The organism is Streptomyces agglomeratus (assembly GCF_001746415.1).
Taxonomy (GTDB): domain Bacteria; phylum Actinomycetota; class Actinomycetes; order Streptomycetales; family Streptomycetaceae; genus Streptomyces; species Streptomyces agglomeratus.
In genome coordinates this window covers 7,194,544-7,220,720 of sequence record NZ_MEHJ01000001.1, presented here as the reverse complement: position 1 = coordinate 7,220,720, position 26,177 = coordinate 7,194,544, and the positions used below count along the sequence as shown (strand labels likewise).

General features: G+C 71.4%; 23 protein-coding genes and 2 pseudogenes. 10 read left to right on the top strand and 15 right to left on the bottom strand.

Annotated elements, in window-relative coordinates; genetic code table 11:
* Positions 1 to 36: 36 nt before the first annotated feature.
* Both AS594_RS31605 and AS594_RS31600 read right to left on the bottom strand, forming a co-directional pair.
* The gene (locus AS594_RS31605) at positions 37 to 1,476 is read right to left on the bottom strand and encodes a hypothetical protein (RefSeq protein ID WP_069935616.1); all 1,440 of its coding nucleotides are present in this window, start codon (positions 1,474 to 1,476) and stop codon (positions 37 to 39) included.
* Between the two features lie 208 nt (positions 1,477 to 1,684).
* Positions 1,685 to 2,521 (bottom strand): class II glutamine amidotransferase, encoded by an 837-nt coding sequence (locus AS594_RS31600; RefSeq protein WP_069935615.1) that lies wholly within the window; start codon positions 2,519 to 2,521, stop codon positions 1,685 to 1,687.
* Positions 2,522 to 3,044: 523 nt separating this feature from the next.
* Here AS594_RS31600 and AS594_RS31595 point away from each other — a divergent pair.
* Entirely contained in the window at positions 3,045 to 3,467 is a 423-nt protein-coding gene (locus AS594_RS31595) for a DUF7144 family membrane protein (RefSeq protein ID WP_069935614.1), read from the top strand.
* Positions 3,468 to 3,648: 181 nt separating this feature from the next.
* Here AS594_RS31595 and AS594_RS44820 read toward each other — a convergent pair whose 3' ends face one another.
* Positions 3,649 to 3,813, bottom strand: coding sequence for a hypothetical protein (locus tag AS594_RS44820; RefSeq protein WP_167368056.1), 165 nt, complete (start codon positions 3,811 to 3,813; stop codon positions 3,649 to 3,651).
* 263 nt (positions 3,814 to 4,076) lie between these two features.
* On the opposite strand from AS594_RS44820, the gene AS594_RS31590 reads away from it, so the two are divergent.
* On the top strand, positions 4,077 to 4,736 hold the full coding sequence (locus AS594_RS31590; RefSeq protein WP_069935613.1) for a DUF4389 domain-containing protein: 660 nt from the start codon (positions 4,077 to 4,079) through the stop codon (positions 4,734 to 4,736).
* 159 nt (positions 4,737 to 4,895) lie between these two features.
* Here AS594_RS31590 and AS594_RS31585 read toward each other — a convergent pair whose 3' ends face one another.
* Both AS594_RS31585 and AS594_RS31580 read right to left on the bottom strand, forming a co-directional pair.
* On the bottom strand, positions 4,896 to 5,963 hold the full coding sequence (locus AS594_RS31585) for a zinc-dependent alcohol dehydrogenase family protein (RefSeq protein ID WP_069935612.1): 1,068 nt from the start codon (positions 5,961 to 5,963) through the stop codon (positions 4,896 to 4,898).
* A gap of 284 nt (positions 5,964 to 6,247) precedes the next feature.
* Positions 6,248 to 8,574, bottom strand: a pseudogene (locus AS594_RS31580) (phosphoketolase family protein).
* A 340-nt stretch (positions 8,575 to 8,914) separates the two neighbouring features.
* On the opposite strand from AS594_RS31580, the gene AS594_RS31575 reads away from it, so the two are divergent.
* Positions 8,915 to 10,315 carry an MBL fold metallo-hydrolase gene (locus tag AS594_RS31575; protein ID WP_069935611.1) on the top strand — a complete coding sequence of 467 codons (1,401 nt, stop codon included), beginning with the start codon at positions 8,915 to 8,917 and terminating at the stop codon, positions 10,313 to 10,315.
* Positions 10,312 to 11,064: a sulfite exporter TauE/SafE family protein gene (locus AS594_RS31570; RefSeq protein WP_069935610.1), complete on the top strand. Its 753-nt coding sequence runs from the start codon at positions 10,312 to 10,314 to the stop codon at positions 11,062 to 11,064. Before AS594_RS31575 ends, AS594_RS31570 begins: the two co-directional genes overlap by 4 nt.
* Positions 11,065 to 11,147: 83 nt before the next feature.
* Here the strand turns inward: AS594_RS31570 and AS594_RS31565 are convergent, their stop codons facing one another.
* The gene (locus AS594_RS31565; RefSeq protein ID WP_018845516.1) at positions 11,148 to 11,429 is read right to left on the bottom strand and encodes a metal-sensitive transcriptional regulator; all 282 of its coding nucleotides are present in this window, start codon (positions 11,427 to 11,429) and stop codon (positions 11,148 to 11,150) included.
* A 73-nt stretch (positions 11,430 to 11,502) separates the two neighbouring features.
* Between AS594_RS31565 and AS594_RS31560 the strand changes: the two genes are divergently transcribed.
* Positions 11,503 to 12,066 carry a rhodanese-like domain-containing protein gene (locus AS594_RS31560; protein WP_069935609.1) on the top strand — a complete coding sequence of 188 codons (564 nt, stop codon included), beginning with the start codon at positions 11,503 to 11,505 and terminating at the stop codon, positions 12,064 to 12,066.
* Between the two features lie 128 nt (positions 12,067 to 12,194).
* Here AS594_RS31560 and AS594_RS31555 read toward each other — a convergent pair whose 3' ends face one another.
* The 6 genes and pseudogenes from AS594_RS31555 to AS594_RS31540 all read right to left on the bottom strand — a co-directional run bounded on the left by AS594_RS31555 (position 12,195) and on the right by AS594_RS31540 (position 15,768).
* Positions 12,195 to 13,373, bottom strand: coding sequence for an acyl-CoA dehydrogenase family protein (locus AS594_RS31555; protein WP_069935608.1), 1,179 nt, complete (start codon positions 13,371 to 13,373; stop codon positions 12,195 to 12,197).
* Positions 13,374 to 13,428: 55 nt separating this feature from the next.
* Positions 13,429 to 13,695: a DUF72 domain-containing protein gene (locus AS594_RS47320; RefSeq protein WP_276207442.1), complete on the bottom strand. Its 267-nt coding sequence runs from the start codon at positions 13,693 to 13,695 to the stop codon at positions 13,429 to 13,431.
* On the bottom strand, positions 13,611 to 14,396 hold the full coding sequence (locus AS594_RS31550; protein WP_276207441.1) for a DUF72 domain-containing protein: 786 nt from the start codon (positions 14,394 to 14,396) through the stop codon (positions 13,611 to 13,613). The genes AS594_RS47320 and AS594_RS31550 overlap by 85 nt, the downstream gene beginning before the upstream one ends.
* A gap of 15 nt (positions 14,397 to 14,411) precedes the next feature.
* The gene (locus AS594_RS46405) at positions 14,412 to 14,828 is read right to left on the bottom strand and encodes a CBS domain-containing protein (RefSeq protein WP_069936015.1); all 417 of its coding nucleotides are present in this window, start codon (positions 14,826 to 14,828) and stop codon (positions 14,412 to 14,414) included.
* A gap of 93 nt (positions 14,829 to 14,921) precedes the next feature.
* Positions 14,922 to 15,038: pseudogene (locus tag AS594_RS48005) on the bottom strand (CDGSH iron-sulfur domain-containing protein); the annotation flags it as partial.
* A gap of 79 nt (positions 15,039 to 15,117) precedes the next feature.
* On the bottom strand, positions 15,118 to 15,768 hold the full coding sequence (locus tag AS594_RS31540; protein ID WP_069775323.1) for a HemK2/MTQ2 family protein methyltransferase: 651 nt from the start codon (positions 15,766 to 15,768) through the stop codon (positions 15,118 to 15,120).
* A gap of 58 nt (positions 15,769 to 15,826) precedes the next feature.
* Here AS594_RS31540 and AS594_RS31535 point away from each other — a divergent pair, with 58 nt between their 5' ends.
* Positions 15,827 to 17,380 carry an FAD-dependent oxidoreductase gene (locus AS594_RS31535; protein WP_069935607.1) on the top strand — a complete coding sequence of 518 codons (1,554 nt, stop codon included), beginning with the start codon at positions 15,827 to 15,829 and terminating at the stop codon, positions 17,378 to 17,380.
* Positions 17,377 to 18,390 carry an iron-containing redox enzyme family protein gene (locus AS594_RS31530; RefSeq protein ID WP_069775326.1) on the top strand — a complete coding sequence of 338 codons (1,014 nt, stop codon included), beginning with the start codon at positions 17,377 to 17,379 and terminating at the stop codon, positions 18,388 to 18,390. The genes AS594_RS31535 and AS594_RS31530 overlap by 4 nt, the downstream gene beginning before the upstream one ends.
* Positions 18,391 to 18,501: 111 nt before the next feature.
* Here AS594_RS31530 and AS594_RS31525 read toward each other — a convergent pair whose 3' ends face one another.
* Positions 18,502 to 18,702 (bottom strand): hypothetical protein, encoded by a 201-nt coding sequence (locus AS594_RS31525; protein ID WP_069775327.1) that lies wholly within the window; start codon positions 18,700 to 18,702, stop codon positions 18,502 to 18,504.
* 179 nt (positions 18,703 to 18,881) lie between these two features.
* Here AS594_RS31525 and AS594_RS31520 point away from each other — a divergent pair, with 179 nt between their 5' ends.
* The gene (locus AS594_RS31520) at positions 18,882 to 19,190 is read left to right on the top strand and encodes a hypothetical protein (RefSeq protein WP_069775329.1); all 309 of its coding nucleotides are present in this window, start codon (positions 18,882 to 18,884) and stop codon (positions 19,188 to 19,190) included.
* A gap of 7 nt (positions 19,191 to 19,197) precedes the next feature.
* Here AS594_RS31520 and AS594_RS31515 read toward each other — a convergent pair whose 3' ends face one another.
* On the bottom strand, positions 19,198 to 19,500 hold the full coding sequence (locus tag AS594_RS31515) for a type B 50S ribosomal protein L31 (protein ID WP_069775330.1): 303 nt from the start codon (positions 19,498 to 19,500) through the stop codon (positions 19,198 to 19,200).
* Positions 19,501 to 19,562: 62 nt separating this feature from the next.
* The gene (locus tag AS594_RS31510; protein WP_079148778.1) at positions 19,563 to 20,690 is read right to left on the bottom strand and encodes a GlxA family transcriptional regulator; all 1,128 of its coding nucleotides are present in this window, start codon (positions 20,688 to 20,690) and stop codon (positions 19,563 to 19,565) included.
* Positions 20,691 to 20,761: 71 nt separating this feature from the next.
* Here AS594_RS31510 and AS594_RS31505 point away from each other — a divergent pair, with 71 nt between their 5' ends.
* Together AS594_RS31505 and AS594_RS31500 are read left to right on the top strand one after the other, a co-directional pair.
* Positions 20,762 to 22,108 (top strand): MFS transporter, encoded by a 1,347-nt coding sequence (locus tag AS594_RS31505; RefSeq protein WP_240509122.1) that lies wholly within the window; start codon positions 20,762 to 20,764, stop codon positions 22,106 to 22,108.
* A gap of 153 nt (positions 22,109 to 22,261) precedes the next feature.
* Positions 22,262 to 26,167, top strand: coding sequence for an nSTAND1 domain-containing NTPase (locus AS594_RS31500; RefSeq protein WP_069935605.1), 3,906 nt, complete (start codon positions 22,262 to 22,264; stop codon positions 26,165 to 26,167).
* The last annotated feature ends 10 nt before the right edge of the window (positions 26,168 to 26,177 follow it).

Genomic DNA, 26,177 nt, shown 5'->3' with positions numbered 1-26,177 from the left:
TCTCGCCGTGTGCTGAGGGATCAGGGAGGGAGCAGATCAGGGATGCCAGCCCGGAACGCGGGGCGCGCCGCCGACGCGCGGGCAAGTTTCCGTCGTGATCGGCGGCTTGTTCATCGCGCCGCGGAAGTTGATCCAGACGTCCTGGTGGTTCATCTTCTTGTACGGGCAGACGACGACCTGTTCACGGATGCTGCGGGTGCCCACCTTCGGATGGGACTTGATCTCGGGGAAGAGCCGCTTCTGGATACCGGCGTAGTTGCAGTTGAGGCCCAGCCGGTTGCAGTTCGCCGTCACTCTGCCCGCCAGCACGGTCAGGCGGTTGTGCGAGGACGCCGCGAGCCAGTGGGTCAGGAGGCCGGAATCCTGGTCGGAGTCGCACCCCTCCCTGTCGAACAGCTCGGCCGCCGAGCCGGAGTCGAACAGCACGATGTGGTTGATGCGGGGCTTCCACTCCGACTTCGACTTGAGGAAGTAGACCGGCCCCAGCCTGCCCAGGCTCCAGCCCGCCAGTGTCGTCAACTGCTTGCCGTACTGGCCGCGCAGTGCGTCCTGCGGGGGAACCGCGCGCCCAGGGTCGCAGCGCTTGCCGGCCACCTGCCAGGCGTTGGCGTCCAGGGTGCGCGTCGCCGGTGAGACGACCTTGAGCTTGCCGCCCGGCTTGCCCGGGTAGGCGATGTCCGGCCCGTTGTAGGGCGAGTAGTACAGCGAGCCGCCCGTGGCCGGCAGTCCCTTGACCGTGACGGCCGCGTATCGCGTGACGGGGCCTGGTCCATGGGAGTCGGGCGTCGTCCGGCATACGACGTAAGCGGAGTACCAGGAGAAGCCAAAGGTGCTGCCGATGGTCTCGGTGAGTGGGGACCAGGTGCCGTTGGCCGTGTTCATCTTCAGGTTGAACGTGATCGCCTCCACCTTGTTCTCGGCGAGGCGCCGGGAGATGCCCGCAGAGGCCGACCTGCTGCCCGGCGGACAGGGGTCGACAGGCCGGAAGGTGATGCTGGTGCCGGGGCCGGTGAAGCCGGGGGTCACGGTGAATCGTCTGGCCGTACCGGCCACGGTGAACGGCACAGGTGCGTAGTCCACGCGCGCGCCCGACTCGCTGTCCAGGCAGTACGCACGGATCTCACCTGTGCCCCCGGCGGCGCCGGCCGTCAGCGGAGGCGGAACGGCCGTGCTGCGCGGGGTCGCGGTGGGGGCGGGCACGCTCAGGTGCACCGGGCTCCAGGTGCCGTCGGCATTGACCTGCTGGTTCGCCGCGTACGTGGTCACTCCGGCCGCGTCGGTGAAGGAGGCGGTGAGTTCCTGGGTGGAACCACTGACCGTCGGACACGGATCGAGCGCTGCGACGGTGAGGCCGGTGCCGGGGCGGCCCTGCGAGGCGGACACGGCGATCTTCGGTGCCGGCGCGCCCTCCGCAGGCGGCTGAGCGCCCGGCGTGAGGAGGAACGCGGCAGCGAGTGCGGCTGAAGCTGTGGCCATCTGAAGGTGACGAAGCCGCATGGGTCCCCCGACTCGGGCGCGATGGGCGCGCAGGCCCGCACGTGCGATGGGGTGTGAGCCTAGCGGCCGTGCGTCGCGCTGCGCCGCCTTTCAGCGCTTCCGGCCGGGACGCGCTGTGTCCGCACCACCCTGATGCGGACACATGTGTTACCCGTTTTCTGGCCTGCGGGGCCCGCGATGACCGCGGTCAGGCCGGCGCGAACGGGCGCAGTTCGTCCGCGCCGTTCTCCCGCACGACGCCACAGCTGTGTTCCGGTACTTCGTTCCAGGCTCCCGGCAGGCTGCCCAGGGGCTCGGACACGACGAGTCGTGTTTCCTCGGACAGGTCCCGCAGGAACGACACGTCCGGGTGCAGTGCCCGCAGTGAGTCCACGCGGCTGCTGTAGAACAGCGAACGGGCCACGCCCTCGCTGGCGTAACGGAACGCCCAGACGTCCGATCCGTCGGTCGCGGCGATGGTCATCTGGAGCGGGGCGGCGATGCCGTGTGCGCGGCCGGTGCGCTCAACCAGCCCGGCCATGCGGGCCACCGCACCGGGAGGGTCGTCCTCCAGCCCGAAGGTGAGCGCCAGGAAGAACATCACCTCGGAGTCCGTGGAGCCCTCGATCTCGGCGAACAGCGAAGGGGCCACGGCCAGGCAGAGTTCCCTGCGCAGCAGAGGGAAGCCCGCGATGGCTCCGTTGTGCATCCACATCCAGCGGTCGTGCCGGAAGGGGTGGCTGTTCGTCTGCTGTACGGCCGTGCCCGTCGACGCGCGGATGTGGGCGAAGAACAGGGGGGACCTGACGTGCGAGGCGATCTCACGCAGATTGCGGTTGTTCCACGCCGGTCCGGTGTCACGGACCACGGCGGGGGTACTGACGTCCGAGTCCTGGGCGTACCAGCCGATGCCGAATCCGTCGCCATTGGTCGTCTCCACGCCGAGGCGGGAGTGCAAGCTCTGGTCGATCAGTGAGTGCGCGGGCTTGTAGAGGATCGTTTCCAGGATCTGTGGGGTCCCCGAATAGGCGAGCCACCGGCACATGGACGATCACCTTCTCGAAGTCGGTGCCTCTCGGTCTCACGACGCAACGGGCACAGATGAAGGCTGACAGGCGGTGGCCGCTCGGCACCCGCCGGGAGGAGCGGCTGCGGAGAGAGCCGACGACAAGCGGCAAGGGCTCCGTCGGCTCCCCCGGCTCCGTCGGGGCCGCCCACAGGGTCGCCCTGAGAAGCCGCTGGCGACGATGGGCCCGGGGCGCCAGGAGGGCACCGTTCAATTGCACCACCGCGGCACCGTGAACGCACTTTCGGGCCCCCACGCCACGGCGGGACACCCCCGACCTGCCGGGCCCACGTCGCGGCTCGCTCACGGCCGGGGGTGCCGCCCCCGGTGATGTGCGCTTTGCTGGAGACAGCGCCGCGGCCCGCAAGGGGTCGCCGGAAACGCACCGGAGCCCCATGACGGCGACTCGGCAAGTGAAACGCTCCCCCAGGAAGAAGCCGCCCGCGGCGGTGCGCCCCGAACGCAGTGCGCGCCGCCGTGAGCGAACCCGAATCGAGGCATCATGACCTCCATCCGTGAAAACCGCACCGATACACCGACAGGCAAGGGCAGCGGGCTGGTGATATTCGCCGCCGTCCTCCTGCTCGTCGTGGGAATCCTCGATGTCCTGCGCGGCATCATGGCCATCGCCGAGGACGACGTGTTCGTCAGCACGCCGAATTACGTCTTCCAGTTCGACCTCACGAGCTGGGGCTGGATCCACCTGATCTTCGGTGCACTGGCGATCTGCGTCAGCGCGGGCCTGTTCAAAGCCGCCGTCTGGGCGCGCGTCGTGGGCGTGGGTCTGTCCGGACTGCTCATCATCGCCAACTTCCTGTCGCTGCCGTACTACCCGGTGTGGTCGATCCTGGCCATCGCGATGTACACCTTCGTCATCTGGGGGCTGTGCGTGGTCCGCAGGGACGAGTTCTACCTCCGCGACTAGGCAGCCGGGCCGGCAGCCGCCGTCACACGTGACGCGTGCGTGCGGTGGCTGTTGAGTGAAGCCGGCCGGGCCGGGGAGCTTCCCGGCCCGACCGGCGCCCGCCCGTGGCCGGGCGTCCCGCACGCCCTCGTCACATGCCGTGTGACCAGGACTGGTGGTCGGCACTGCGGTTCACGGCTCATCAGCGAACCACCGGCGGCACCAGTGTGTTGTCGCTGATGCGTCCGGCGCCGCGCCCCAGCTTGATGGCCGCCGCCGAACGGCCCGTGGTGTCCGTACGGAGTCGCGAAGGGCAGGCGACCGCACGCACCGCGGCCCCGTCACCGCCGGCCACACCGGGAGCCACCTCGCATCACCGTGCGCAGCAGAGGTTCGGCCGCAAGAGGCTGGTCCTCGTCCCACAGCGCGATCGCGATCGAGGCCCCCAGGGGTGCGGAAGACCTGTCGGCGCGCCCATCGACGTGTACCGACGGCGTACACGTCGATGGGCGCGCCGGAGTCCACCAGAGCGTCGATACGGGGCCGGCCGGGCGTCTGGACCACCGAGGGAAACCGAACGCGACTGAACCCACAGGGCCCGTCCCTGACCACGCGAAGGAGCTGACTCTCATGACGACGCCTCCCGCCGTCTACCGTCCTGTTCGAGTCGAGGGGAAGCTGGACACGCCCCTGTCGCAGTGGCTTTGGCTCGTGAAATGGATTCTCGCGATCCCGCACTACATCGTGCTGTTCTTCCTGTGGACAGCGTTTTTCCTGGTGAGTGTGGTCGCCTTCTTCGCGATCCTGTTCACCGAGCGATACCCTCGCGCGTTGTTCGACTTCAACCTAGGGGTGCTGCGCTGGACATGGCGCGTGTCGTATTACTCGTACGGCGCCCTGGCAACGGACCGGTACCCGCCCTTCACTCTCGCAGAGGTCCCCGATTACCCCGCACGGCTGGACATCGTCTACCCGCAGCGGCTGTCACGAGGGCTCGTCCTGGTCAAATGGTGGCTCTTCGCCATCCCGCACTACATCGTGATCGGCTTCTTCATGGGCGGCGCCCAGGGCGGCTGGTGGTCCGCCGGACTCATCTGCGTACTGGCCCTCATCGCCGCCGTCATCCTCGCCTTCACCACGAAGTACCCGAGAGACCTGTACGACCTGATCATGGGACTCAACCGCTGGGTCCTGCGGGTCTCGGCGTACGCGGGCCTCATGACGGATGACTACCCGCCGTTCCGGCTGGACATGGGCGGGACCGAACCGGGCACCGTGCCGCGCGCGTGAGGCGGCGGCGACGCCGGCGACCCGGAGTGGTCCATAACCCGGGGACTGCACCTGGGGTGCGGCGCCGCCTTGTTCAACCGCCGAAGGCAGCCGGATTACGCGTTGGGACCCCGGCCCGCCCATTCGGCGGCGGCGATGCTGTGGTGGCTGTCGCGACGGTCAAGCGGGCAGCGTGACGACGTCGTGCCGGGGACCGCCCAGTACGACCTTGAGCGCGCCGGTGTCCGCGGCCCGCGAGAAGACGTCGTACGCCTCCTCCATCTGCTCCAGTTTGAAGTGGTGGGTTACCAGTTCGGCGGAGGGCAGGCGGCCGGCCGCCATCATGCGCAGCAGCAGCGGTGTCGAGTACGTGTCCACCAGCCCGGTCGTGATGGTCACGTCCTTGATCCACAGGTCTTCGAGATGGAGGGAGGCGGGCTTGCCGTGGACGCCGACGTTGGCGACCCTGCCACCCGGGCGCACCATGCGGGTGCACGTCTCGAATGCCTCGGGCACGCCGACGGCTTCGACGACGACATCCGCTCCGAGTCCGTCGGTGAGATCGCTGACCAGCTCTTCCGGTTCCTCTCCCGCTCCGACTGTGGCGTCGGCGCCGACGGAACGTGCGGCGGCCAGCCGGGACTCGGCAAGATCGACGGCGATGATCTTCCCGGGTGTGTAGAGCCGGGCGGCGGCGACAGTGGCGAGGCCGATCGGCCCGGCGCCGACCACCACGACGGTGTCACCGGGGCTCACCCTCCCGTTGAGGACGCCCACCTCGTACGCGGTGGGGAAGATGTCGGCCAGCAGGACCGCGTCGTCACTTTCGACGGAGCCGGGCAGAGGGTGCACCGACAGGTCGGCGAAGGGCACGCGGACGAATTCGGCCTGCGTCCCGTCGATGAGGTGGCCCAGCACCCAGCCGCCGCCTTCGCGACACTGGCCGTAGTGGTTCTCGCGGCAGAAGCGGCAGCGTCCGCACGCCGAGATGCACGAGACGAGGACGCGGTCGCCCGGTCGCACGGTACGGACCTCGCTGCCGACCTCGACGACTTCGCCCACGGCCTCGTGCCCCAGCACCGTGCCCGGCGCGACCTCCGGCACATCGCCTTTGATGATGTGCAGGTCGGTGCCGCAGATGGTCACGGAGTCGACGCGCACGACGGCGTCGGAGGCATCCTTGATGCCCGGATCCGGAACCTCCTGCCAGGACGTCTTTCCCGGGCCTTGGAATACAAGAGCCTTCATGTCGTCGCACCTCTCCCTGTCAGCTGCGTCGCTCCCCAGCGTGGCGCGCGAAAGGGGCGGGCGCGTGGGCCGGTCGGTCCCCCCGAAGGGCCTGTCGGCCCGGTCCGCGCCGCCCGTGCGGGCACTTCCAGGGTCTCGCCGGGCCAAGGCGCCGCAACCTGAAGCGCGCCCGTACTTCCTGCTCGGTCGGCCGACACCCCCCGGACGGGGGGTGTCGGGGCTCCTCGCTCATGCTGCCGAGCTGTGCCGCGTGCCCGTGCGGGACACGACCGCCAGGACGCGGTTCACCCGTCCCAGGTCCAGTCGGCGATCTCCGGCATGTCTGTCCCGTGCTCGCGGATCCAGGCGTGGTGGCGTGTACGGGCGTCCGCCATGGCCTGCCGTACGCCCACCGCGCGCACGCCGAGTCCCGGGCTGCGGTCGATGACGTCCATGACGAGGCGGTAGCGGTCGAGGTCGTTGCGCACGACCATGTCGAAGGGCGTGGTGGTGGTGCCCATCTCCTTGTAGCCGCGTACATGCAGGTGAGCGTGACCGGTGCGGCGGTAGGCGAGCCGGTGGATCAGCCAGGGGTAGCCGTGGTACGCGAAGATCACCGGTTTGTCGGTGGTGAACAGCGCGTCGTACTCCGGGTCGGCCATGCCGTGCGGGTGCTCCTCGTGGGGCATGAGGCGGGCCAGGTCGACGACGTTGACGACGCGTACGGCAAGGTCGGGCAGCTGGCGGCGCAGCAGGCCGGCCGCCGCGAGTACCTCCTGAGTGGGGACGTCGCCCGCGCATGCCAGTACCACGTCCGGCTCACGGCCCGCGGTTTCGGTGCCCGCCCATTCCCAGACGCCGGCGCCGCGCGCGCAGTGGAGCCGGGCCTCCTCCAGCGACAGCCAGTCGAAGCAGGGCTGCTTGCCGGCGATGATCACGTTGACGTAGTCGCGGCTGCGCAGTGCGTGGTCGGCGACCGACAGCAGGGTGTTGGCGTCCGGCGGCAGGTAGACGCGGACGACTTCGGGGCTCTTGTTGAGGACGTGGTCGACGAAGCCCGGGTCCTGGTGCGAGAAGCCGTTGTGGTCCTGGCGCCAGACGTGGGAGGTCAGCAGGTAGTTGAGGGAGGCGACGGGGGCGCGCCAGGGCAGTGCCCGGGACGTCCTGAGCCACTTGATGTGCTGGTTGACCATCGAGTCGACGATGTGGACGAAGGCCTCGTAGCAGGAGAACAGCCCGTGGCGGCCGGTGAGGAGGTAGCCCTCCAGCCATCCCTGGCAGGTGTGCTCGGAGAGGATCTCCATCACGCGGCCGTGCCGGTCCGGGTGCTCGTCGATGTCCAGCGTCCCGGCCTGCAATGCCTTGCCGCTCGCTTCGTACACCGCCTGGAGGCGGTTCGACGCTGTTTCGTCCGGTCCGACGAGGCGAAAGTCCCGGCGGTCGGCTGTGGCCGCCATGACACTTTCCAGCAGATCGCCGAGGATCCGGGTGGGCTCGTGCTGTGTGGCGCCCGGCTTGTCGACGGGTACGGCTAACCGTTCGAGCGGTGCGACGGGCAGCTCCCGCAGGAGCAGGCCGCCGTTGGCGTGCGGGGTCGCGCCGAGCCGGCGGTCGCTTCCGGTACGCAGGCCAGGACCTCGGGCCGGGGCCGGCCGTGCTCGTCGAAGAGTTCCTCGGGGTGGTACGAGCGCAGCCATGCCTCCAGCTGCGCGAGGTGGGCGGGGTTGTCACGCACTCCCGCGAGCGGGACCTGGTGCGCGCGCCAGGTGCCTTCGACCGGCAGTCCGTCGACCTCGGCGGGGCCGGTCCAGCCCTTCGGCGTCCGCAGGACGATCACGGGCCAGCGCGGGCGCTCGGTCGAGCCGCCGGTGCGTGCGTCCTGCTGGATCCTGGCGATGCTGTCGACGGCGGTGTCCATGGCGGCCGCCATGGCACGGTGCACGTGGCGGGGGTCGTCGCCGGTGACGTGCAGGGGCTCGTGTCCGTATCCGCGCAGCAGCTCGTCGAGTTCCGCCTCGGGGAGGCGGGCGAGCACGGTCGGGTTTGCGATCTTGTAGCCGTTGAGGTGCAGGACCGGCAGTACGGCGCCGTCGTGCACGGGGTCGAGGAATTTGTTGGAGTGCCACGACGCGGCGAGCGGCCCGGTCTCGGCCTCGCCGTCACCGATGACGCAGGTGACCAGCAGTTCGGGGTTGTCGAGTGCGGCGCCGTAGGCGTGGGACAGCGCGTAGCCCAGTTCGCCGCCCTCGTGGATGGAACCGGGGGTCTCGGGTGCGCCGTGGCTGGGGACCCCTCCGGGGAAGGAAAACTGCCGGAACAGCCGCTCCATACCGGCTTCGTCCCGGCTGACGTCGAGGTAGGTTTCGCTGTAACTGCCCTCCAGCCAGGCGTTGGCCAGCACGGCGGGGCCGCCGTGGCCCGGGCCCCAGACGCAGAGCGCGGAGATGTCCCGCTGCTTGACGACCCGGTTCATGTGCGTGTGCACGAGGTTGAGGCCGGGGGACGTCCCCCAGTGCCCCAGAAGGCGCGGCTTGATGTGCTCGGGTGCCAACGGCTGGGTGAGCAGCGGATTGCCCATGAGATAGATCTGCCCGGCGGACAGGTAGTTGGCGGCCCTCCAGTGGGCGTCCAGAGCGGCGAGCTCTTCGTCTGCCGGCGTGGAGCGGTCGTGCCGCTTGCCCTGCGCATGCGTTCCTCCGACTTGTGCGTACGGTCGTTCGCTGGTTTCGAGCGAGGTGCGCGCCCCTCAACGCACGGTGGGACACCCGGACAGAACGTGACGAGAGGCCGCACGGCCCCGCTCCGCATCCATAGGTCCCCCTCGACGGGCAATCCGTGCGCAACCGGGTACCCGCAGCGGTGGAAGCAGTCATATACCGGAGCCAAATGGCCGAGAGGATACCCCCCCGGGTATCCCTGCTAGGGTGGAGGTCAGATACCCCGGGGGGTAAATTTCGGAAGGAGCCACAGTCGTGTTCTTCGTCGAGACCTTGAAGCTGGAAGGCCTGGGCAACCGCAGTTATCTGACCGGCGGGTCCGGCAGCGCGGTCGTGGTCGATCCGCCGCGGGACATCGATCAGGTGATCGCGGCCGCGGCCCGACGGGGCGTGCGGATCGCGTACGTGGTGGAGACCCACCTCCACAACGACTACATCAGCGGCGGACTGGAACTGGCCCGCGTGAGCGGGGCCCGCTATCTGGTCCCGGCCGGCGCTGCCGTGTCCTTCGCCCGTAAGCCGGTCGCCGACGGGGACAGCGTCGCGGTCGACCAGGGCCTGACGCTGCGGGCGCTGGCAACCCCTGGCCACACCCCGCATCACATGTCCTACGTCCTGGAAGAGGACGGCCGGGGGGTGGCGGCCTTCACCGGCGGCTCCCTGCTCATCGGCACGGTCGGACGGCCCGATCTGGTGGAGCCCCGGCTGACCGGGGGGCTGGCCCGCGCCCAGCACGCCTCGGCCCACCGTCTGGCCGCCGAGCTCGACGACGAGGTGGCCGTGCTGCCCACTCACGGCTTCGGCAGTTTCTGCTCCTCGTCCCAGGCCGGCGGGGAGGCCAGCACGATCGGCGCCGAACGGCGGAACAACGAGGCGCTGACCCGCGACGTGGACACGTTCGTCGCCGAGGTGCTGGCCGGTCTGGACGACGTACCGGCCTACTACGCGCACATGGGCCCGGCCAATGCCGCCGGTCCCGCCCCCGTGGATCTCACCCCGCCGCGTCAGGCGGACGCCGCTCAGATCGCTCAGCGCCTGGCGGCCGGGGAATGGGTGGTGGACCTGCGCAGCCGCGTGGCGTTCGCCGAGGGGCACGTCGCGGGGGCGTTCAACTTCGAGGGCGAGGGCAAGCCGGCCACCTACCTGGCGTGGCTGATCCCGTGGGGCAAACCCGTCACACTTCTGAGTGACACGCAGGGACAGGTCGCTGACGCACAGCGGGAACTGGCCCGGGTCGGCATCGACCGCCCGGCCGCTGCGGCCACCGGAGATCCGCAGGACTGGGTGGCCGGAGGGGAGGAACTGCGGTCTTTCCGGCGCGCCACCTTCGCCGATCTGGGCGCCGCCCGCGCACGCGGGAAGGACACGGTGGTGCTGGACGTCCGCCGCGACTCGGAGCGCTCCGGTGGGTACATCGACGGTTCCGTGCACATTCCCATACACGAGCTGCACGGCCGCCTCGGCGAGGTACCTCCCGGCGAGGTCTGGGTGCACTGCGCGGGCGGCATGCGCGCGGCGATCGCCGCCTCGCTCCTGGACGCCGCCGACCGGACCGTCGTCGCCGTCGACGACGGCTTCGACTCCGCGAGCGACGCCGGGCTGCCCGTCGCCGCGCCCGTGGCCGAGGACGACGGCGATGAAGGTCTCATAGCGTGAGCCTCCTCGTCCTGGCGCTCACGGCGGGGGCCCTGGTCGGTCTGGCGCTGGGCGCGCTGGGCGGTGGTGGGAGCGTCCTCGCGGTCCCTGTCTTGATCTACCTGCTCGGCTTCACCCCGGCGGCCGCGACCACCGCCAGCCTCCTGATCATCACAGCCACCTCGCTGACGGCCCTGTACGGTCACGCCCGCAGCGGCCATGTGCGGTGGAAGGCGGGGGCACTGTTCGCGGCGGCCGGAGCCCTGCCCGCGGCGGCGGCCGGGGCTGCGGCCTCCCGGCTGCCCCAACCGGTGCTGACCGTCGCGTTCGCCGGAGTGGCCGGGCTGGCCGCCGTCATGATGCTGCGCCCCGCCCGGGCGGCGGTCGGCGGAGGAGCCGATGCCCGGCGGCCGGCCAGGGCGGCCCGGACCGGTGCGGGGCTGGGCGCGCTGACCGGGCTGCTGGGTGTGGGCGGTGGATTTCTCGTCGTACCGGCCCTGGTCACTGTGCTGGCCTTCGAGATGCAGGTCGCGGTCGGCACCAGCCTGCTGGTCATCTCCGCCAACTCGCTCGCCTCCCTGGCCACTCGCGGCGCCACTACCGCGGGCCTGGACTGGGCGGTGATCGCACCGTTCGCCGGGGCCGCGATTCTGGGTGCCTGGGACGGGAAGCGCCTGGCATCCAAGGTCTCGGGCCCTCTTCTGCGGCGCGCCTTCGCGGCGATGCTGCTGGGTGTGGCGGCCTTCATGCTCATCGACACGATGGCGTGACCCCGCCGCGCTCCGGCGGGTCGGGTCCACGCCAGTGGGTTGGGTCTACGCCGGTGAGGCGGGTCTACGCCGGTGAGTCGGGTCTATGCCAGGGACAGGAAAAGCTTCTCCAGGCGAGCCCGCATCTGCTCGCGATCGCCACTGGCGGCCATGTCCGCGTCGGTCAGACAGTGCTGGAGACCGGTGGCGATGATCGCGAAACCCGCCTTGTCCAGGGCACGGGAGGCCGCGGCGAGCTGCGTGACCACGTCCTCGCAGTCCCGGCCCTCCTCGATCATTTTGATCACTCCGGCGATCTGGCCCTGCGCCCGGCGCAGCCTGTTGACCACCGTCTTGAGTTCCTCGGCCGCCATCGCCAGTTCCACAGTTACTCCTTCGATATACCCCTGCGGGTATCCTACCCCGGGGGGCGCATCCCGAAATGAAGAGGAATCTCCAGTGAGCACCACTGCCATCGCCCCCGACCGGGCCCGCGCCAGGCTGCACGAGCTGACCGTCATCGACGTGCGCACGCCCGGCGAGTACGCCTCCGGCCATCTGCCCGGCGCCCACAACCTCCCCCTCGACCACCTCGACGCCGCCCTGCCCACGCTCAGGAAGGTGGCCGCCCGGGGCGATCTCCTCGTGGTGTGCGCCTCCGGCGCCCGCTCCGCCCAAGCCTGCGCGGTGCTCGCCGAACACGGCATCGCGGCCGCCACCCTCACCGGCGGCACCACCGCCTGGGCGCGGCTCGGCCACGACGTCCACCGCCCCGACGGCGCCCGCACGACCTGGGCGATGGAACGTCAGGTCCGCTTCACCGCAGGAGCCCTGGTCCTGGCAGGACTGCTCATCGGTAAGCGCCGGCCGGCCGCACGCGCGCTGTCCGCAGGCGTCGCCGGAGGGCTGGTCTTCTCCGCGCTCACCGACACCTGCGGCATGGCCCGCGTCCTGGCCAAGCTGCCCCACAACCAGCCTCGCGCCACGGACGTGCGGGCCACCCTCGACTCCCTGGCCGGGTGACCCGGCGCACGCACCGACGCCGACGCCGACGCCAACGCCGGCGCCGGTGCGTGCGGGCAACCGGTTTTCCGAAACCCTTCGCCCGAAGGAACGCCGGGCAGAAGCACGGCGGGACTCGTCACATGCCGTCAGCGGCGTACGCGCGGCATGCCCAGGCCGATCCAGGAGATGATCTCGCGCTGGATCTCGTTGTTCCCGCCGCCGAAGGTGAAGATGACGGCGCTGCGGTAGCCGCGTTCCAGTTCGCCGTGCAGGACGGCGCCCGCCGACCCCTCCTTCAACGGGCCTGCCGCGCCGACGACTTCCATCAGCCAGGCGTAGGCGTCGCGGCGCGTCTCGGAGCCGTAGACCTTCACGGCGGAGGCGTCCTGGGGGGTGAGCGTGGAGTTTTGGAGGGCGGACACCATCTGCCAGTTGAGGAGCTTCATCGCGTCGAGCCTGGCGTGGGTCCTCGCGAGGCGACCGCGCACCCAGCCGAGATCGATGACGCGGCGCCCGTCTGCGAGCTTCGTGCCGGCGGCCCAGCGCTGGACGTTGCGCAGCGCGCGGATGGCCATGGTGCCGTGCGCGGCGAGGGTGACGCGCTCGTGGTTGAGCTGGTTGGTGATGAGCCGCCACCCCTTGTTCTCGTCACCGACGCGACGGGACACGGGAACGCGGATGTTCTCGTAGTAGCTGGCGGTGGTGTCGTGCGAGGCGAGGGTGTTGATGAGAGTGCAGGAGTAGCCGGGGTCGCTCGTCGGGACGAGCAGCATGGTGATGCCCTTGTGGGGCGGCGCGTCGGGGTCGGTGCGGACGGCGAGCCAGACCCAGTCGGCGGTGTCCCCGTTGGTGGTCCAGATCTTCTGCCCGTTGACGACGTACGTGTCGCCTTCCCGCACGGCACGGGTCTTCAGGGCGGCGAGGTCGGTGCCGGCGTCGGGCTCGCTGTAGCCGATCGCGAAGTCGATCTCACCGGCCAGGATCTTGGGGAGGAAGTACGCCTTCTGTTCGTCCGTACCGAACTGCATGATGGTCGGCCCGACGGTGTTGAGCGCCATCAGCGGCAGCGGCACACCGGCCTGAGCGGCCTCGTCGAAGAAGATGAACTGCTCCATGGGGGAGAGCCCTCGTCCGCCGTACTCCTCGGGCCATCCGACGCCCAGCCAGCCGTCCGCGCCGAGGCGGCGGACGGTGGCGCGGTAGAAGCGCTTCTGCGCCGCCGGTTCGGCGTAACGGGCGTACGCGTTACCGGGTACCAGCTCGGCGAAGTACGCACGCAGTTCGGCGCGCAATCGCGTCTGCTCAGGCGTGTATGCGAGGTGCACGGCCCCTCCAGGGTGTCGCGATCCCTACGACGGCGCGCACACACTAGAACGCGTTTCAGGAATCTGGAAGGGCTTCCCGCACCCGATCACCGTCGTCGTGCCCGTCCGGCCGGCCGGCCAGCAACTGGGACATCGTCCCGGCCGCCTGCACCGACGCCTGCGCACAGCAGTTGTTGAACAACACGTGCACCTGTTCCGAGCGTTCCGCGAGCGCGCGGACGCGCGGCACCCAGCCCTTCAGTTCGTCCCGGGTGTAGTGGTGCCGGAAGCGGTCCTCGTGTAGTGGTGCCGGAAGCGGTCCTCCTTGCTGCCGGTGCCCCACTGCGGGTTGCGTCCGTGGAACCGTACGACGGCGAGCCCGGGCGCCGTCACCTCCGCGACGGGCGGCACCGAATCGGGCAGTCCCTGGAGCGTGTCGACGGCCACCAGCGGTATCTGCCGCTCCCGCAGGAAGCCCGCCGTCTCGGCGACACGGTCCGGGGTGAGCCAGCCCGGATGCCGGAACTCCACCGCGATCGGCGTTCCGGCGCGCTCCTGGCACTCCTCGATGTACTCCCGCGCACGGGCGCCGGGACGGAACCAGGGAGAGAACTGGAACAGCACGGTGCCCAGCCGGCCGGCGCCGCGCAGAGGCGCGACGCCGGCCGTGAACCGCTGCCACAGTTCCGTCACCGCGTCCGCGGACAGCTGGGACTTGCGTACCCAAGCCCCCGGGTGGAGGCCCGGTGGCCGCAGATCGGCCGGAAGCGCGCCCACCCGGGCCCCGTGCCCGGTGAGGAGCGCGAACGCCTTCACGTCGAAGACGAAGCCCTCCGGGGTGCGTTCGGCCCACAGGGCGCTGACGCGCTCGGAGGGCAGCGCGTAGACCGTGCTGTCCGCCTCCACCACGGGGAACCGGGAGGCGTAGTGCCGCAGCCGCCCCTCGGCTCCGCGGGCCCCCGTCGGATACCAGCCGCTGGAAACCAGCGGCTGGTATCCGACGGGGGCCGGTCCACGAGCAGGTCCCCACCAGAATGTCGCCAAGTGTGCCGCCCGTGGTCATTCGGTGGACAGCGCCTCCAGGAGCTCACCGACCTGGGGTTCGGGCAGCGCCCTGGCGACGTCGGCCTGGGCGATCATGCCGACCAGCTTGTGGTCGTCGATCACCGGCAGCCTGCGCACCTTGTGCCGCGTCATCGTGCCGAGCACCTGCTCGACACTGTCGTCGGCCTGTGCGCACACCACTTCGCCCTGGGCGAGTTCGGCGGCACGGGTGCTGTTCGGGTCCTTGCCGGCGCCGAGCGCCTTCACCACGATGTCGCGGTCGGTCAGCATGCCCATGAGCCTCTCGTCGGTGCCGCAGACCGGCAGGGCGCCCACGCCGAGCCGCGTCATCATCCGTGCGGCGTCCGCGAGGGTCTCCTGCTCACCCACGCACTCCGTGCCCTTGGACATGATCTGCCGTGCGGTCGTCATCGTCCCTCCCGATCGCGATCTGACGGTCCGTTCGCCGGAATCCGCCGGGTACCCCGGCGCGGGCCGTGCAACCGTTCTGCGGCGGTGGCTCGTGTCGCACCAGGGGTAGCGGCGGCTGCGCCGACACGTGCAGACGGCCACCATGAACCGGTCCGAGCGGACGGTCGTGCCGTCCGCCAGCGTGATCTCGACCGGACCCTCGACAAGCACCGGCCCCTCGGGGTCGACGACGACCCGCCGGGCAGGGCGTACGTCCGCCGTTCGGGTACCCTCCGCCGTTCGGGCACTCTCAGTCTCTCCGGGCACGGATGACCACCAGCTCCTCTTTCGTCTCACCCGGGTCCACCAGGCCCCGGGCCTCCAGCCAGGCCGCGTGCCGCCGCATCACGGGGCCGTAGGGCACCGTCTCGCGGGCGACGGGCTCGGCCCGCAGCCCCTGGGCGGTCAGGGCGTCCACGGTGGCCTCTACCCCCGACAGCGCCGACTGCACCAGAAGGATCACGCCGCCCTCCCTGAGGAGGGGCGGCGCCTGTGCGCACAGCCGGTCCAGCACGGCCCGGCCGTCCGCACCGGCCCACCAGGCCAGGTCGGCGCTCTTCACCGGAACGTCACCGGGCGATGCGACGTACGGTGGGTTGGAAAGGATCAGATCGAAGCTCCGCCCCGCCAGCGAGCTCAGCAGGTCGCCGCGGTGGACACGGATCGGATGTCCTCGCAACCGGGCATTGAGCCGGGCGGCGAGGACGGCTCTGCGCGACAGGTCGGTCGCCGTAACACTCGCGGCACCGCATTCGGCGGCCGCCAGGGCGAGCGCGCCCGTGCCGGTGCCGACGTCGAGTACGTCGGCACCGCGCGTCCGGGGCTCCTCCCGGGTCACCCGTGCGAGCAGTTCGGTGTCTTCCAGTGGTGCGTAGACACCAGGTGGTCTGAGTAGGCGCATGGGACGGGGGTACCTCAAAAACCCCTGGTCATAACGGTCTCGCCGTAAGGAGCAGCAAATGACGGATGTCCCCGTCCGCTCTGGTTCGTACTGGATGGAGTACGGCGACGGACCGGTGTATCCACGTCCGCCCGACGGCCTCGAGGTGGACGTGGCGGTGATCGGCGCCGGCATCGCCGGGATCTCCACGGCGTGGGAGCTGGCGCGGGCGGGGAAATCGGTCGCGCTGCTCGAGGCCGACCGTGTCGCCTCCGGGGTGACCGGACACACGACGGCGAAGGTGTCCGCCCTGCACGGGACCGTCTATCAGCGGCTGCGCAGCACCCGCGGCCCGCAGGGCGCCGCGCTGTACGCCCGTTCCCAGCAGGACGCGATCGGCCATCTGGTGGCCGTGTGCGAGGAACTGGGGATCGACTGCGACCTGGAGCGCGCCCCGGCCTTCACGTACGCCGAGACGGCCAAGGAGGCCCGTACGGTCAAGGCGGAGGCGGAGGCCGCACTCGCGGCGGGGCTGCCCGCGTCGTACGTGACGGAGACGGGACTGCCGTTCCCCGTCGCGGGCGCGGTGCGCGTCGAGGGCCAGGCGCTGTTCCATCCGCGCAAGTACCTGTACGCCCTGGTCGCCGATCTGGAACGGCGCGGCGGGCAGATCTTCGAGGGGACCCGGATCGTCGGGCTGCGCGAGGGGGAACCGTGCCGGCTGACGACGGAGGACGGACGTACCGTCTCGGCCCGCGACGTCGTGGTCGCCACGCACTACCCGGTCTTCGACAGGTCGCTGCTCTTCGCGCGCCTGAAGCCGCACCGCGAACTGGTGGTGGCCGGGGTGATCCCGGCCGCACAGGACCCCGGCGGGATGTACCTGACGCCCGAGGGGTCGACGCGTTCGGTGCGGACCGCTCCGTACGGCGAGGGGGAGCGGCTGCTCATCGTGACGGGTGAGAAGTTCACCCCGGGAACGGGCCGCGTCGAGGAACGGTACGAACGGCTTCAGCAGTGGACCACCCGGCGCTTCCCGGAGGTACGGCTCACCCATCGCTGGGCCGCCCAGGACAACGAGCCGACGGACGGTGTTCCCTTCGTGGGAGCGCTGCACCCGCGCGCCCGTCACAGCTATGTGGCGACGGGTTTCAACGGCTGGGGCATGGCCGGCGGCGTGATGTCGGGCAAGCTTCTCGCCGCGCGGATCACCGGGGAGAAGCCGCCCTGGACGGACCTGTACGACCCGGTGCGGCTGCGTCCGGTGAAGGAGGCCCCGTCGATGATGCGGTTCCAGGCCGCCGCGGCCGGGCACTTCGTCGGGGACCGGCTGCCTTTCGTCACGGGCGGCGGGCCGGCTTCGAGGATCGCGCCCGGCGGAGGCGCTGTGGTGCGCAAGGGCGCCCGTCATGTGGCGGTGCACCGCGACGACGCGGGTGAGCTGCACGCGGTGTCGGCCCGGTGCACGCACCTGGGGTGCCTGGTCCGGTTCAACGACGCGGAACGCACCTGGGAATGCCCGTGTCACGGATCGCGCTTCGGTATCGGCGGCGAGGTCCTCCAGGGACCCGCTCTCCACCCGCTGGAGCGCGTCCATGACCTGAAAGAGACCGAGGAGGGTGACGACGCATGACGGCCGCTCCTGAGCTGCCCTCCGCACGCGGGACCCTTTCGGGCGCCGTGCGCGACATACTCCTGGGCTCTCCCCCGCCCGTACCGCCGCTCGACGAGGCCGCTTCCGCGGATCCGTTCGGGGACGATCTCCAGTTGGCCCTGTACATGGCGTACGAGCCGCACTACCGGGGCTTCCGGGGTGTCTCCGACGCGCGGGAGTGGGACCTGGAGCTGCTGCGGCTGCGCGGCGCCATGGAGGACACGTTCCTCGGAGCGCTGCGCGAGGCCGCGTCCGGCGGGGACGACGTGACGGCGGAGCTCGACGCCCTGCTCGTCGAACCCGTCGAGGGGCACGGTGTCTCGCACGAGCTGATGCACGACGGCACCTGGGAGCGGATGCGTGAGTACCTCGCCCACCGTTCGCTGTACCAGCTGAAGGAGGCCGACCCGCAGGCCTGGGTCATTCCCCGACTGGAGGGGCAGGCCAAGGCGTCGCTGGTGGCGGTCGAGTTCGACGAGTTCGGCGGCGGCCGGGGTGAGAACGTGCACGCCAGGCTGTTCGCCGGCCTGATGGAGGGCGCGGGAATGGACGCGCGCTACGGCCTGTATCTGGACTTCGCGCCCGCCGTCACCCTGGCCCCCGTAAACGCGATGTCGCTCTTTGGGCTGCGCCGCGCGCTGCGCGGTGCCATGGTGGGGAACTTCGCGACGCTGGAGATCACCTCTCCGCCGGGCGCGCGCCGGATGGCGAAGGCCCTGGAGCGGCTGGGCGCGGGCGAGGAGTGCACGCACTTCTTCACCGAGCACATCGAGGCGGACGCCGTGCACGAGCAGGTGATGCGCCGCGATGTCATCGGTGACCTGCTCGCCAGGGAGCCGGAGCTGGCCGGGGACGTGGCGTTCGGCATCCGGGCGAGCGTGCTGCTGGAGTCGTGGTGGGAGGAGCACGTGCTGGGCGCCTGGCGGGAGGGCCGCGGTTCGCTGCTGCCCGGTGCCCCCGGCATCAGCGAACCGCCCGCGCCGCGCTGAGCTCCCGGGCGTGCGGCCACGTGCGTCATGCCCGTACGTACGCGCTGCGCCCCGCACAGGATCGCCTGTGCGGGGCGCAGCGCGTACGTACGGGTGTGGCGTTTCCCGGCGCTAAGGAAGCTGCGTGTCGATCGCCGCCCGGCCCTCCTTCTCCAGCCGGCGCCGCGCCCATTCCAGAGTCGACGGAGTCACGTCACGCCCCGAGGAGAGCACCAGGTCCTCGGGCGTCACGTCGTCGCTGGCACCGGTGTGCAGCAGGCTGTCGGGGGTCACCTCCGACGGCTTCGGCCTCGAAACGGATTCCTCGCTCATACCGCCTCCTTGTTTCGTCCTCAGTCGGCATTCTGGTTCTCGCGTACCCGTACCGCATCCGGTGAACATTCCCCAGAGCCACTGGTTGTGCCGCTCCGGATGCGAGGGACGCCCGGCTGCGGGAGCGTGGGCAATGTGGGGCAGCCCAATCGGGCCGATCGAGGCACGGAGTGGGACACATGAGCGAAGACAACACGATTCCTCCCGAGGACGACGGCGTGCTGGACGCGCAGGACACGCTCGAGAGCGACGACCTGGAGTACGACCCGCTCGACGCGGGCATCGCGCCCCCCGAGCACTGGTCCCCCGCCGAGTTCTTCGGCAACACGGCGGAGGAGGCGCACCGGGGCGAGTCGCTGGACCAGCTTCTCGCCGAGGAGGAGCCGGACATCGATCCGGACGCCCTCGACGAGGAAGAGGAGGACGACGAGCTCAAGGATCTGGACGAAGAGCTCGAAGGTCTCGACGAGGAACTGGAAGACACGTAGCCGGCGGCTACGCGGGCGACTGGCCCTCACCGGCCGGACCGCCTTCACCGCCCTGCCCGCCCTGCTCCTCCTGCCCGTACCGCCGCTCGAACCGCGCGATCCGCCCCTCCGTGTCCACGGTCCGTGCCTTGCCGGTGTAGAACGGGTGGCTTTCCGAGGAGATCTCGACATCGACGACGGGATACGTGTTGCCGTCGTCCCATTCGATCGTGTTGTCACTGGTGGCCGTCGAGCGGGTGAGGAACGCGTATCCCGCGGCCCGGTCCCGGAAGACCACCTGCTGGTAGGAGATGCTGGCGTCCGGCTTCACGTCTGGCTCCTTGCCTCGTTGTACGGGGGGAATCACGTGCGTACGGATCGGGCTTTCTCAGGCTAAGCCGGACGGCGCCCGTCGGCATCCGTCGCCGTCGCTTCCCGCGCCACCCGCCCGGCCGCTCCGGGCTCCCCGGGCGCTGCCGCGCCCCTGAAGGTGGAGCGGTAGGCGCTCGGCGAGACCCCCAGTGCGGCGTGCAGGTGCTGCCGCAGCGACACCGCCGTGCCGAACCCGGCCGCTGCCGCCACCCGGTCGACGGGCAGGTCCGTCTCCTCCAGCAGCTGCCGGGCCCGGTCGACGCGCTGCCGGGTGAGCCACTGGACCGGTGTCTGCCCGGCCTCCTCGCAGAACCGGCGCGAGAACGTGCGCGTACTCATCGCGGCGCGGCCGGCGAACTCGCGCAGGCTGATGGGGCGGTCCAGGTGCTCCAGGGCCCAGGTGCGGGCCGGTTCCGTGGACGACTGGCGCGGGGCGGTGACGGGGCGCGGGATGTACTGGGCCTGGCCGCCGTCGCGGTGCGGTGGGACGACCGTGCCGCGGGCCACCTCGTTGGCCACCCGCGAGCCGTGGTCGCTGCGGATCATGTGCAGGCACAGGTCGATGCCCGAGGCGACGCCGGCCGCCGTCAGTACGCCGTCCTCGTCGGTGTAGAGCACGTCCGGGTCGACGCGTACCTCCGGATGGAGCCGCTGGAGGTCGGCGGCGGACCGCCAGTGCGTCGTCGCCCGCTTCCCGTCGAGCAGCCCGGCCGCCGCGAGCACGAAGGAGCCGGTGCAGATGGAGGCGATGCGCGCGTCGGGGCGGATCCCTGCCAGGGCCTTCGCCAGAGCGGGCGGGAGGTGGGGCGCGGTGCGCGGGGTGTAGTCCTCGTCGGAGGCCGGGACGATCACGGTGTCGGCCTCGGCGAGGATGTCCGTGCCGTGCGTGACACGGACCGTGACATCGGCGTCCGTACGTACGTCACCGGGCTCGGGCGTGCAGGTCAGGACCTCGTAGAGGGGTACGTCGGCGGCCGAGACGGCCTGCCCGAACAGGCGGTGGACGATGCCCAGCTCCATGGTGAGCAGGCCGTCACGCACCAGGACCGCGACGCGGTGCCGGCCGTCCGGGCTGCTGAAGGCCGGGGCCGGTGGTGCCGGGGCCGGTGGTGCCGGGGCCGGTGGTGGCGTGGGCGGGTCGAGCGGCATGGCGAGATTCTTTCACATCGCGGCGATCTCGCCACTGGTCCGGGGCCGGGCGCGGGCGCAGGGTCGGACGCATGGTTGAGATTCGGATGCGGTCCACGGACAGTCCGTACGCACGGCCGCCACGGTCCTCGGGCCCGCCCGGGCGGCCGCCGGTACGGTCCCGGGTGCACCGGGCCTGGCTGGTCGCCGCTGTCGCCGCCCTCGCGATCGTCACGGCCGGTGCGTTCACCACCCTGGCGGGGCTGCTGACCGGCCCGCTCCACCGGGAGTTCGGCTGGTCGCGCTCCGCCATCGGGCTCGGCGCGTCGGTGAACATGGTTCTGTACGGCCTGACCGCGCCGTTCGCGGCCGCCCTGATGGACCGCTTCGGGATGCGCCGGGTCGTGGGCGGCGCCCTGGGGGCCGTCGCGACGGGTGCGCTGTTCACGACGGTGATGACGCAGCCGTGGCAGTTCGTATTCACCTGGGGCGTCCTGGTCGGTGCGGGGTGCGGGTCGATGGCGATGGCGATGGCGTTCGCCGCGACCGTTACCGAGCGCTGGTTCGTACGCCGCCGGGGACTGGTCACCGGCGTGCTCACCGCGGCCGGCGTGTTCGGGCAGTTCGCGTTCCTGCCGCCGCTGTCCTGGATCACCGAGCGGTACGCGTGGCGAACCGGGACGGTGACGCTCGTGGTGGCGGCGCTGGTCGCGCTGCCGCTCGTACTCCTGTTGCTGCGCGATCGTCCGAGGGACGTCGGACTACGGCCGTACGGCGCTCCGGAGCCTGCCGCGGATACTTCCCGGGAACAGTCCGCGATCGTTCCCGGGGCCGCTCTGCGGACCGTTCACGTGTTCGCACGGTCGGCGCGCACGGGTCCCTTCTGGCTGCTGGCGGCGACGTTCGCGATCTGCGGCGCGTCGACGAACGGCGTCATGTGGACCCACTTCACCCCGGCCGCGCACGACCACGGCATGCCGGCCACGGTCGCCTCGTCGCTGCTCGCGACGATCGGCGCCTTCAACGTCGCGGGAACGGTCGCCTCGGGCTGGCTGACCGACCGCCTCGACCCCCGTCACCTGCTGGCCGCGTACTACGCGCTGCGCGGCCTCACCCTGTTCGCCCTGCCCCTCGTCCTCACGGCGCGCATCGGGACGCCCCTGGTGGTCTTCGTCGTGCTCTTCGGTCTGCTCGACGTCGCCACGGTGCCGCCGACGCTCGCACTCTGCCGGGAGTTGTACGGCGAGGACAGCGCCATCGTCTTCGGCTGGGTCGGGGCGGCCCATCAACTGGGCGCCGGACTGGCCGCGTTCGCGGGCGGCGCGGCACGCGACGCGTTCGGTTCCTACGATCCACTGTGGGTGGGCGTCGGCGCGCTGTGCGGGGCGGGTGCGCTGCTGTCCCTGATGGCGGCACGGCCGCGGGCAGCGGCGGCATGACCAGGACGCCCCCCGGCGGATCGGTCCGAGCGCGCGGGCAGGACCCGGCCCCCTACCCTGCCGACGAAGCAGACAAGCCACACCGGCCCGAATTCAGGCAAAAGCGTTACTACATAGGGAAACTGATCGTAATCGGCCTGTACCGTGCCCCGCATGGACGGGGTTCGGGGCACACGCTCCTTCGGGGAAGAACTGCGGCGCCTGCGCGGCGAGCGCGGCATCTCGCTCACGGCGCTGGCCCGGTCGATCCACTACAGCAAGGGCTACCTCAGCAAGATCGAGAACGGCGGCAAGCCGCCGACACCCGACGTGGCCGAGCGCTGTGACCAGGCACTGGACGCGGGCGGCGCCCTCGTGCGGCTGGTGGCCGACGTACCGTCCGCGCGCCGGCCCGCGGAAGCGTCGGCGTCGGCGACCACCACGCCCGCGACGTCGCAGCCGCCCCAACCGCCGGGCCCGGCCGACGCGGTGTGCCCGTACCGCGGCCTCGCAGCCTTCGGCCCCGAGCACGCGCAGTGGTTCTTCGGGCGCGAGCGGGCCACGGCCGAGCTGGTCGGCCGCCTGGCCGAACGGGCCGGCAGCGGCCCCGTCGCGGTGGTCGCCTCCTCGGGTGCGGGAAAGTCCTCGCTGCTGAGGGCCGGTCTGGTGCCCGCGCTGCGGCGCGGCGCGCTCCCCGTCGAGGGATCGAGTAACTGGCCGGTGGTGCTGTGCACGCCCACCGCGCATCCGCTCAAGGAGCTCCTGCGGTGCGTGGGCGAGGCACTGCGGGCCGAGTTGGGGATGAGCCCGGAGTCGCTTCGAGTACGGCCCCGGGCCCTCGCGGACGCGGTGCGACGCCTGCCGACGGCGGGGCGGGGGCGTCTCGTGCTGCTGGTCGACCAGTTCGAGGAGACGTTCACGCTGTGCGCGGACGAGAGCGAACGGCGCGCGTTCGTCACGGCGCTGTCCGCGCTCGCCACCCCCGCGCCCGAAGGGGACGACGTGCCGCCGGGCCTCGTGGTGCTCGGCGTACGGGCCGACTTCAGCGGCCGGTGCCTCGACCACCCGGAGCTGGCGTCCGTCTTCTCGCACGGTCTGTTCGCGCTCGGTCCGATGACCGGCGCCGAACTGCGCGAGTCCATCACACTCCCCGCCCGGCGCGCGGGGCTGTCCCTGGAGCCCGGTCTGGTCGGCCTGCTGCTGCGGGACGTGGGCGCCAGAAGCACCGGGCAGGGCGGCCGGGACGATCTCACGCCCGCCTCCCCCGGCGCGCTGCCCCTGCTCGCCCACGCCCTGCTCGTCACCTGGCAGCAGCGCACCGGCCGCACGCTGACCGTCACGGGTTACGAGACGACCGGCGGCATCCACGGCGCGATCGCGCGGACGGCCGAGGCCGTGTTCACCCGGCTCCACCCCGCCGAGCGGGAGATGGCGCGGCGGGTGCTGGTGCGGCTGGTCCAGGTCGGCGCCGGGGACGGCGGCGCCGATGGGGGCGGGGACATCGACACGGCGACCCGGCGCAGGACCAGCCGCGAGCTGCTGCTGGAGCAACTGCCCGACCGGCACGCGGTGGAGACGGCCCTGGACGCGTTCGTACGCGCGCGGCTGATCACCGTCGACAGCGACGCGGTGGAGATCACCCACGAGGCGCTGCTGCGCGCCTGGCCCCGGCTGCGCCGCTGGATCGGCACCAACCGGGCGGGGCTGCTCATCCACCAGCAGCTCGCCGAGGCCGCCGCCGAGTGGGTGCGCGGGGACCGCGATCCCGGGCTCCTCTACCGGGGAACGCGGCTCGCCGCCGTGCGGGAATGGGCCGAGCAGACTGACGGCCGCGCTGAACTGGGCCCGTACGAGATGCAGTTCCTCGACGCGAGCCGGGCACAGGAAGTGGCCGGGAAGGAGGCCCGGCGGCGCCAGGTCCGCACCCACCGCAGGCTGCTGGTGCTGCTGGGGGCGCTGCTCGTACTGGCGCTCCTCGCGGGCGGAACGGCGTTCCACCAGCGCTCGCGCGCCGTCGACGAGCGCCGGGTCGCCCAGTCCCAGGCGATGGCTGTACGGTCCGGCGCTCTGGCGTCGGGGCAGCCCGAGGCGTCGATGCGTCTGGCGGCCGACGCGTACCGCACGGCGCCGACCACGGAAGCGCGCGGCGCCCTGCTCAGCACGCAGGCGCAGTACTTCGCGGGGCGGCTCGGCGGACACACGGGCCCCGTCAACGCGGTGGCGTTCAGCCCCGGCGACAAGCTGCTGGCCTCGGCCAGTTCGGACGGCACCGTGCGGCTGTGGGGAGGGGCGGACCACCGCCGCGCCACGGACACGCTCACGGGCCACGGCGGTCCGGTGATCGCGGTGGCGTTCAGCCCCGACGACAAGCTGCTGGCGTCGGCGGGCTCGGACGGGACGGTGCGGCTGTGGAACCTGGCGGACCGTCAGCCGGCCGGAACGCTGCTCGGCCACGGCGGCGCCGTACGGTCGGTCGCCTTCGGCCCCGACGGGCGGACCCTGGTGTCCGGGGGCGCCGACCGGACGGTGCGCGTCTGGGACGTGCCGCGCCGGCGGGAGCGGGCGACGCTGCGGGGGCACGGCGACACGGTGCACGCGGTGGCGTTCGGCGCGGACGGGAGGAGCGTCGCTTCGGGCGGTGCGGACCGTACGGTCAGGATCTGGGACGTACGCCGCCACCGGATCCGCGCCACCCTCACCGGCCACAGCGACGGTGTGCTGGGCGTCGCCTTCAGCCCGGACGGGAACAGCCTCGCTTCGGGCGGTGCGGACCGTACGGTCAGGATCTGGGACGTACGCCGCCACCGGATCCGCGCCACCCTCACCGGCCACAGCGACGACGTCAACGCGGTGGCGTACGGCGCGGACGGGGCCAGTGTCGTCAGTGCCGGCGGCGACGGCGCGGCGAAGGTGTGGGACACGGCGAGCCACCGGGTGACCGCCACGCTGGCCGGGCACACCGACTACGTGCTCGGCGCCGCCGTGAGCGGTGGTCATGTGGTGGCGACCGCGGGCTTCGACCGGTCGGTGGTGCTGTGGGACCTGGACCGGACGGCGCTGACGGCGCGTCCGTTCGCCGAGGCGTGGCAGTCGGCGGTCGCGCCGGACGGCGGGCTGGTGGCGTCGGCGAGCGTGGACCGTACGGTCAAACTGTGGGACTTACGGCGTCACGGACTCCTCACCACCCTCACCGGCCACACCGGGTCCGTCTTCGGCGTCGCCTTCTCCCCGGACGGACACCTCCTCGCCTCCGCGAGCGCGGACCGCACGGTCAGACTCTGGGACGTACGCCGCCACAGACTCCTCACCACCCTCACCGGCCACACCGGGTCCGTCTTCGGCGTCGCCTTCTCCCCCGAGGGACACCTCCTCGCCTCCGCGAGCGCGGACCGCACGGTCAGACTCTGGGACGTACGCCGCCGCACCTCGCTCAGCACGCTCACGGGCCATCAGGACTTCGCCAACGCGGTGGCTTTCAGCCCGGACGGACGGACGCTCGCGACCGGTGGTGACGACCTGACCGTGCGGCTGTGGAGAGTGGCGGACCGCAGGACCCGCGCGGTGCTGCGCGGTCACACGGGTTCGGTGCGCGGTGTGGCGTACAGCCGGGACGGGCGGACGCTGGCGAGCAGCGGCAACGACGGGACGGTGCGGCTCTGGGACAGCCGCCGCCACAGCCTCACCGCCGCACTCACCGGCCACAGCGGGGCGGTGCGGGCGGTGGCGTTCGGCCCGGGTACCGGTACGCACGCGAAAACACTGGCGAGCAGCGGCAGTGACGGGACGGTGCGGCTCTGGGACACCGGGCGCCGCAGCCTCACCGCCACACTCACCGGCCACAGCGGCGCGGTCTGGGGCGTCGTCTTCGATCCCCGGACGCGCGCCCTGGTCAGCAGCAGCAACGACGGCACCGTCCGGCTCTGGAACACCGACGTGAGGGCCGTTTCCCGGGCCGTTTCCCGTTTCCTGTCGCACCAGGAGACAGCTGGATCCTCGACAGCCGCCGGCTTCGCGGCCCAGTCTCGAAGGGCCGGACCGACCGGAACGAAACCGGCGGACCGGAAGCCTGACGGAAGATGAACGGGGATCA

Bases quoted from the DNA above. Each gene is read 5' to 3' on its own strand.
- AS594_RS46405 (WP_069936015.1), bottom strand. From the start codon at position 14,828: ATGACGACCGCACGGCAGATCATGTCCAAGGGCACGGAGTGCGTGGGT.
- AS594_RS31520 (WP_069775329.1), top strand. From the start codon at position 18,882: ATGAGCGAAGACAACACGATTCCTCCCGAGGACGACGGCGTGCTGGAC.
- AS594_RS31530 (WP_069775326.1), top strand. From the start codon at position 17,377: ATGACGGCCGCTCCTGAGCTGCCCTCCGCACGCGGGACCCTTTCGGGC.
- AS594_RS31605 (WP_069935616.1), bottom strand. From the start codon at position 1,476: ATGGCCACAGCTTCAGCCGCACTCGCTGCCGCGTTCCTCCTCACGCCG.
- AS594_RS31535 (WP_069935607.1), top strand. From the start codon at position 15,827: ATGACGGATGTCCCCGTCCGCTCTGGTTCGTACTGGATGGAGTACGGC.
- AS594_RS31505 (WP_240509122.1), top strand. From the start codon at position 20,762: ATGGTTGAGATTCGGATGCGGTCCACGGACAGTCCGTACGCACGGCCG.
- AS594_RS31540 (WP_069775323.1), bottom strand. From the start codon at position 15,768: ATGCGCCTACTCAGACCACCTGGTGTCTACGCACCACTGGAAGACACC.
- AS594_RS31595 (WP_069935614.1), top strand. From the start codon at position 3,045: ATGACCTCCATCCGTGAAAACCGCACCGATACACCGACAGGCAAGGGC.
- AS594_RS31600 (WP_069935615.1), bottom strand. From the start codon at position 2,521: ATGTGCCGGTGGCTCGCCTATTCGGGGACCCCACAGATCCTGGAAACG.
- AS594_RS31525 (WP_069775327.1), bottom strand. From the start codon at position 18,702: ATGAGCGAGGAATCCGTTTCGAGGCCGAAGCCGTCGGAGGTGACCCCC.
- AS594_RS31590 (WP_069935613.1), top strand. From the start codon at position 4,077: ATGACGACGCCTCCCGCCGTCTACCGTCCTGTTCGAGTCGAGGGGAAG.
- AS594_RS31585 (WP_069935612.1), bottom strand. From the start codon at position 5,963: ATGAAGGCTCTTGTATTCCAAGGCCCGGGAAAGACGTCCTGGCAGGAG.
- AS594_RS31500 (WP_069935605.1), top strand. From the start codon at position 22,262: ATGGACGGGGTTCGGGGCACACGCTCCTTCGGGGAAGAACTGCGGCGC.
- AS594_RS31510 (WP_079148778.1), bottom strand. From the start codon at position 20,690: ATGCCGCTCGACCCGCCCACGCCACCACCGGCCCCGGCACCACCGGCC.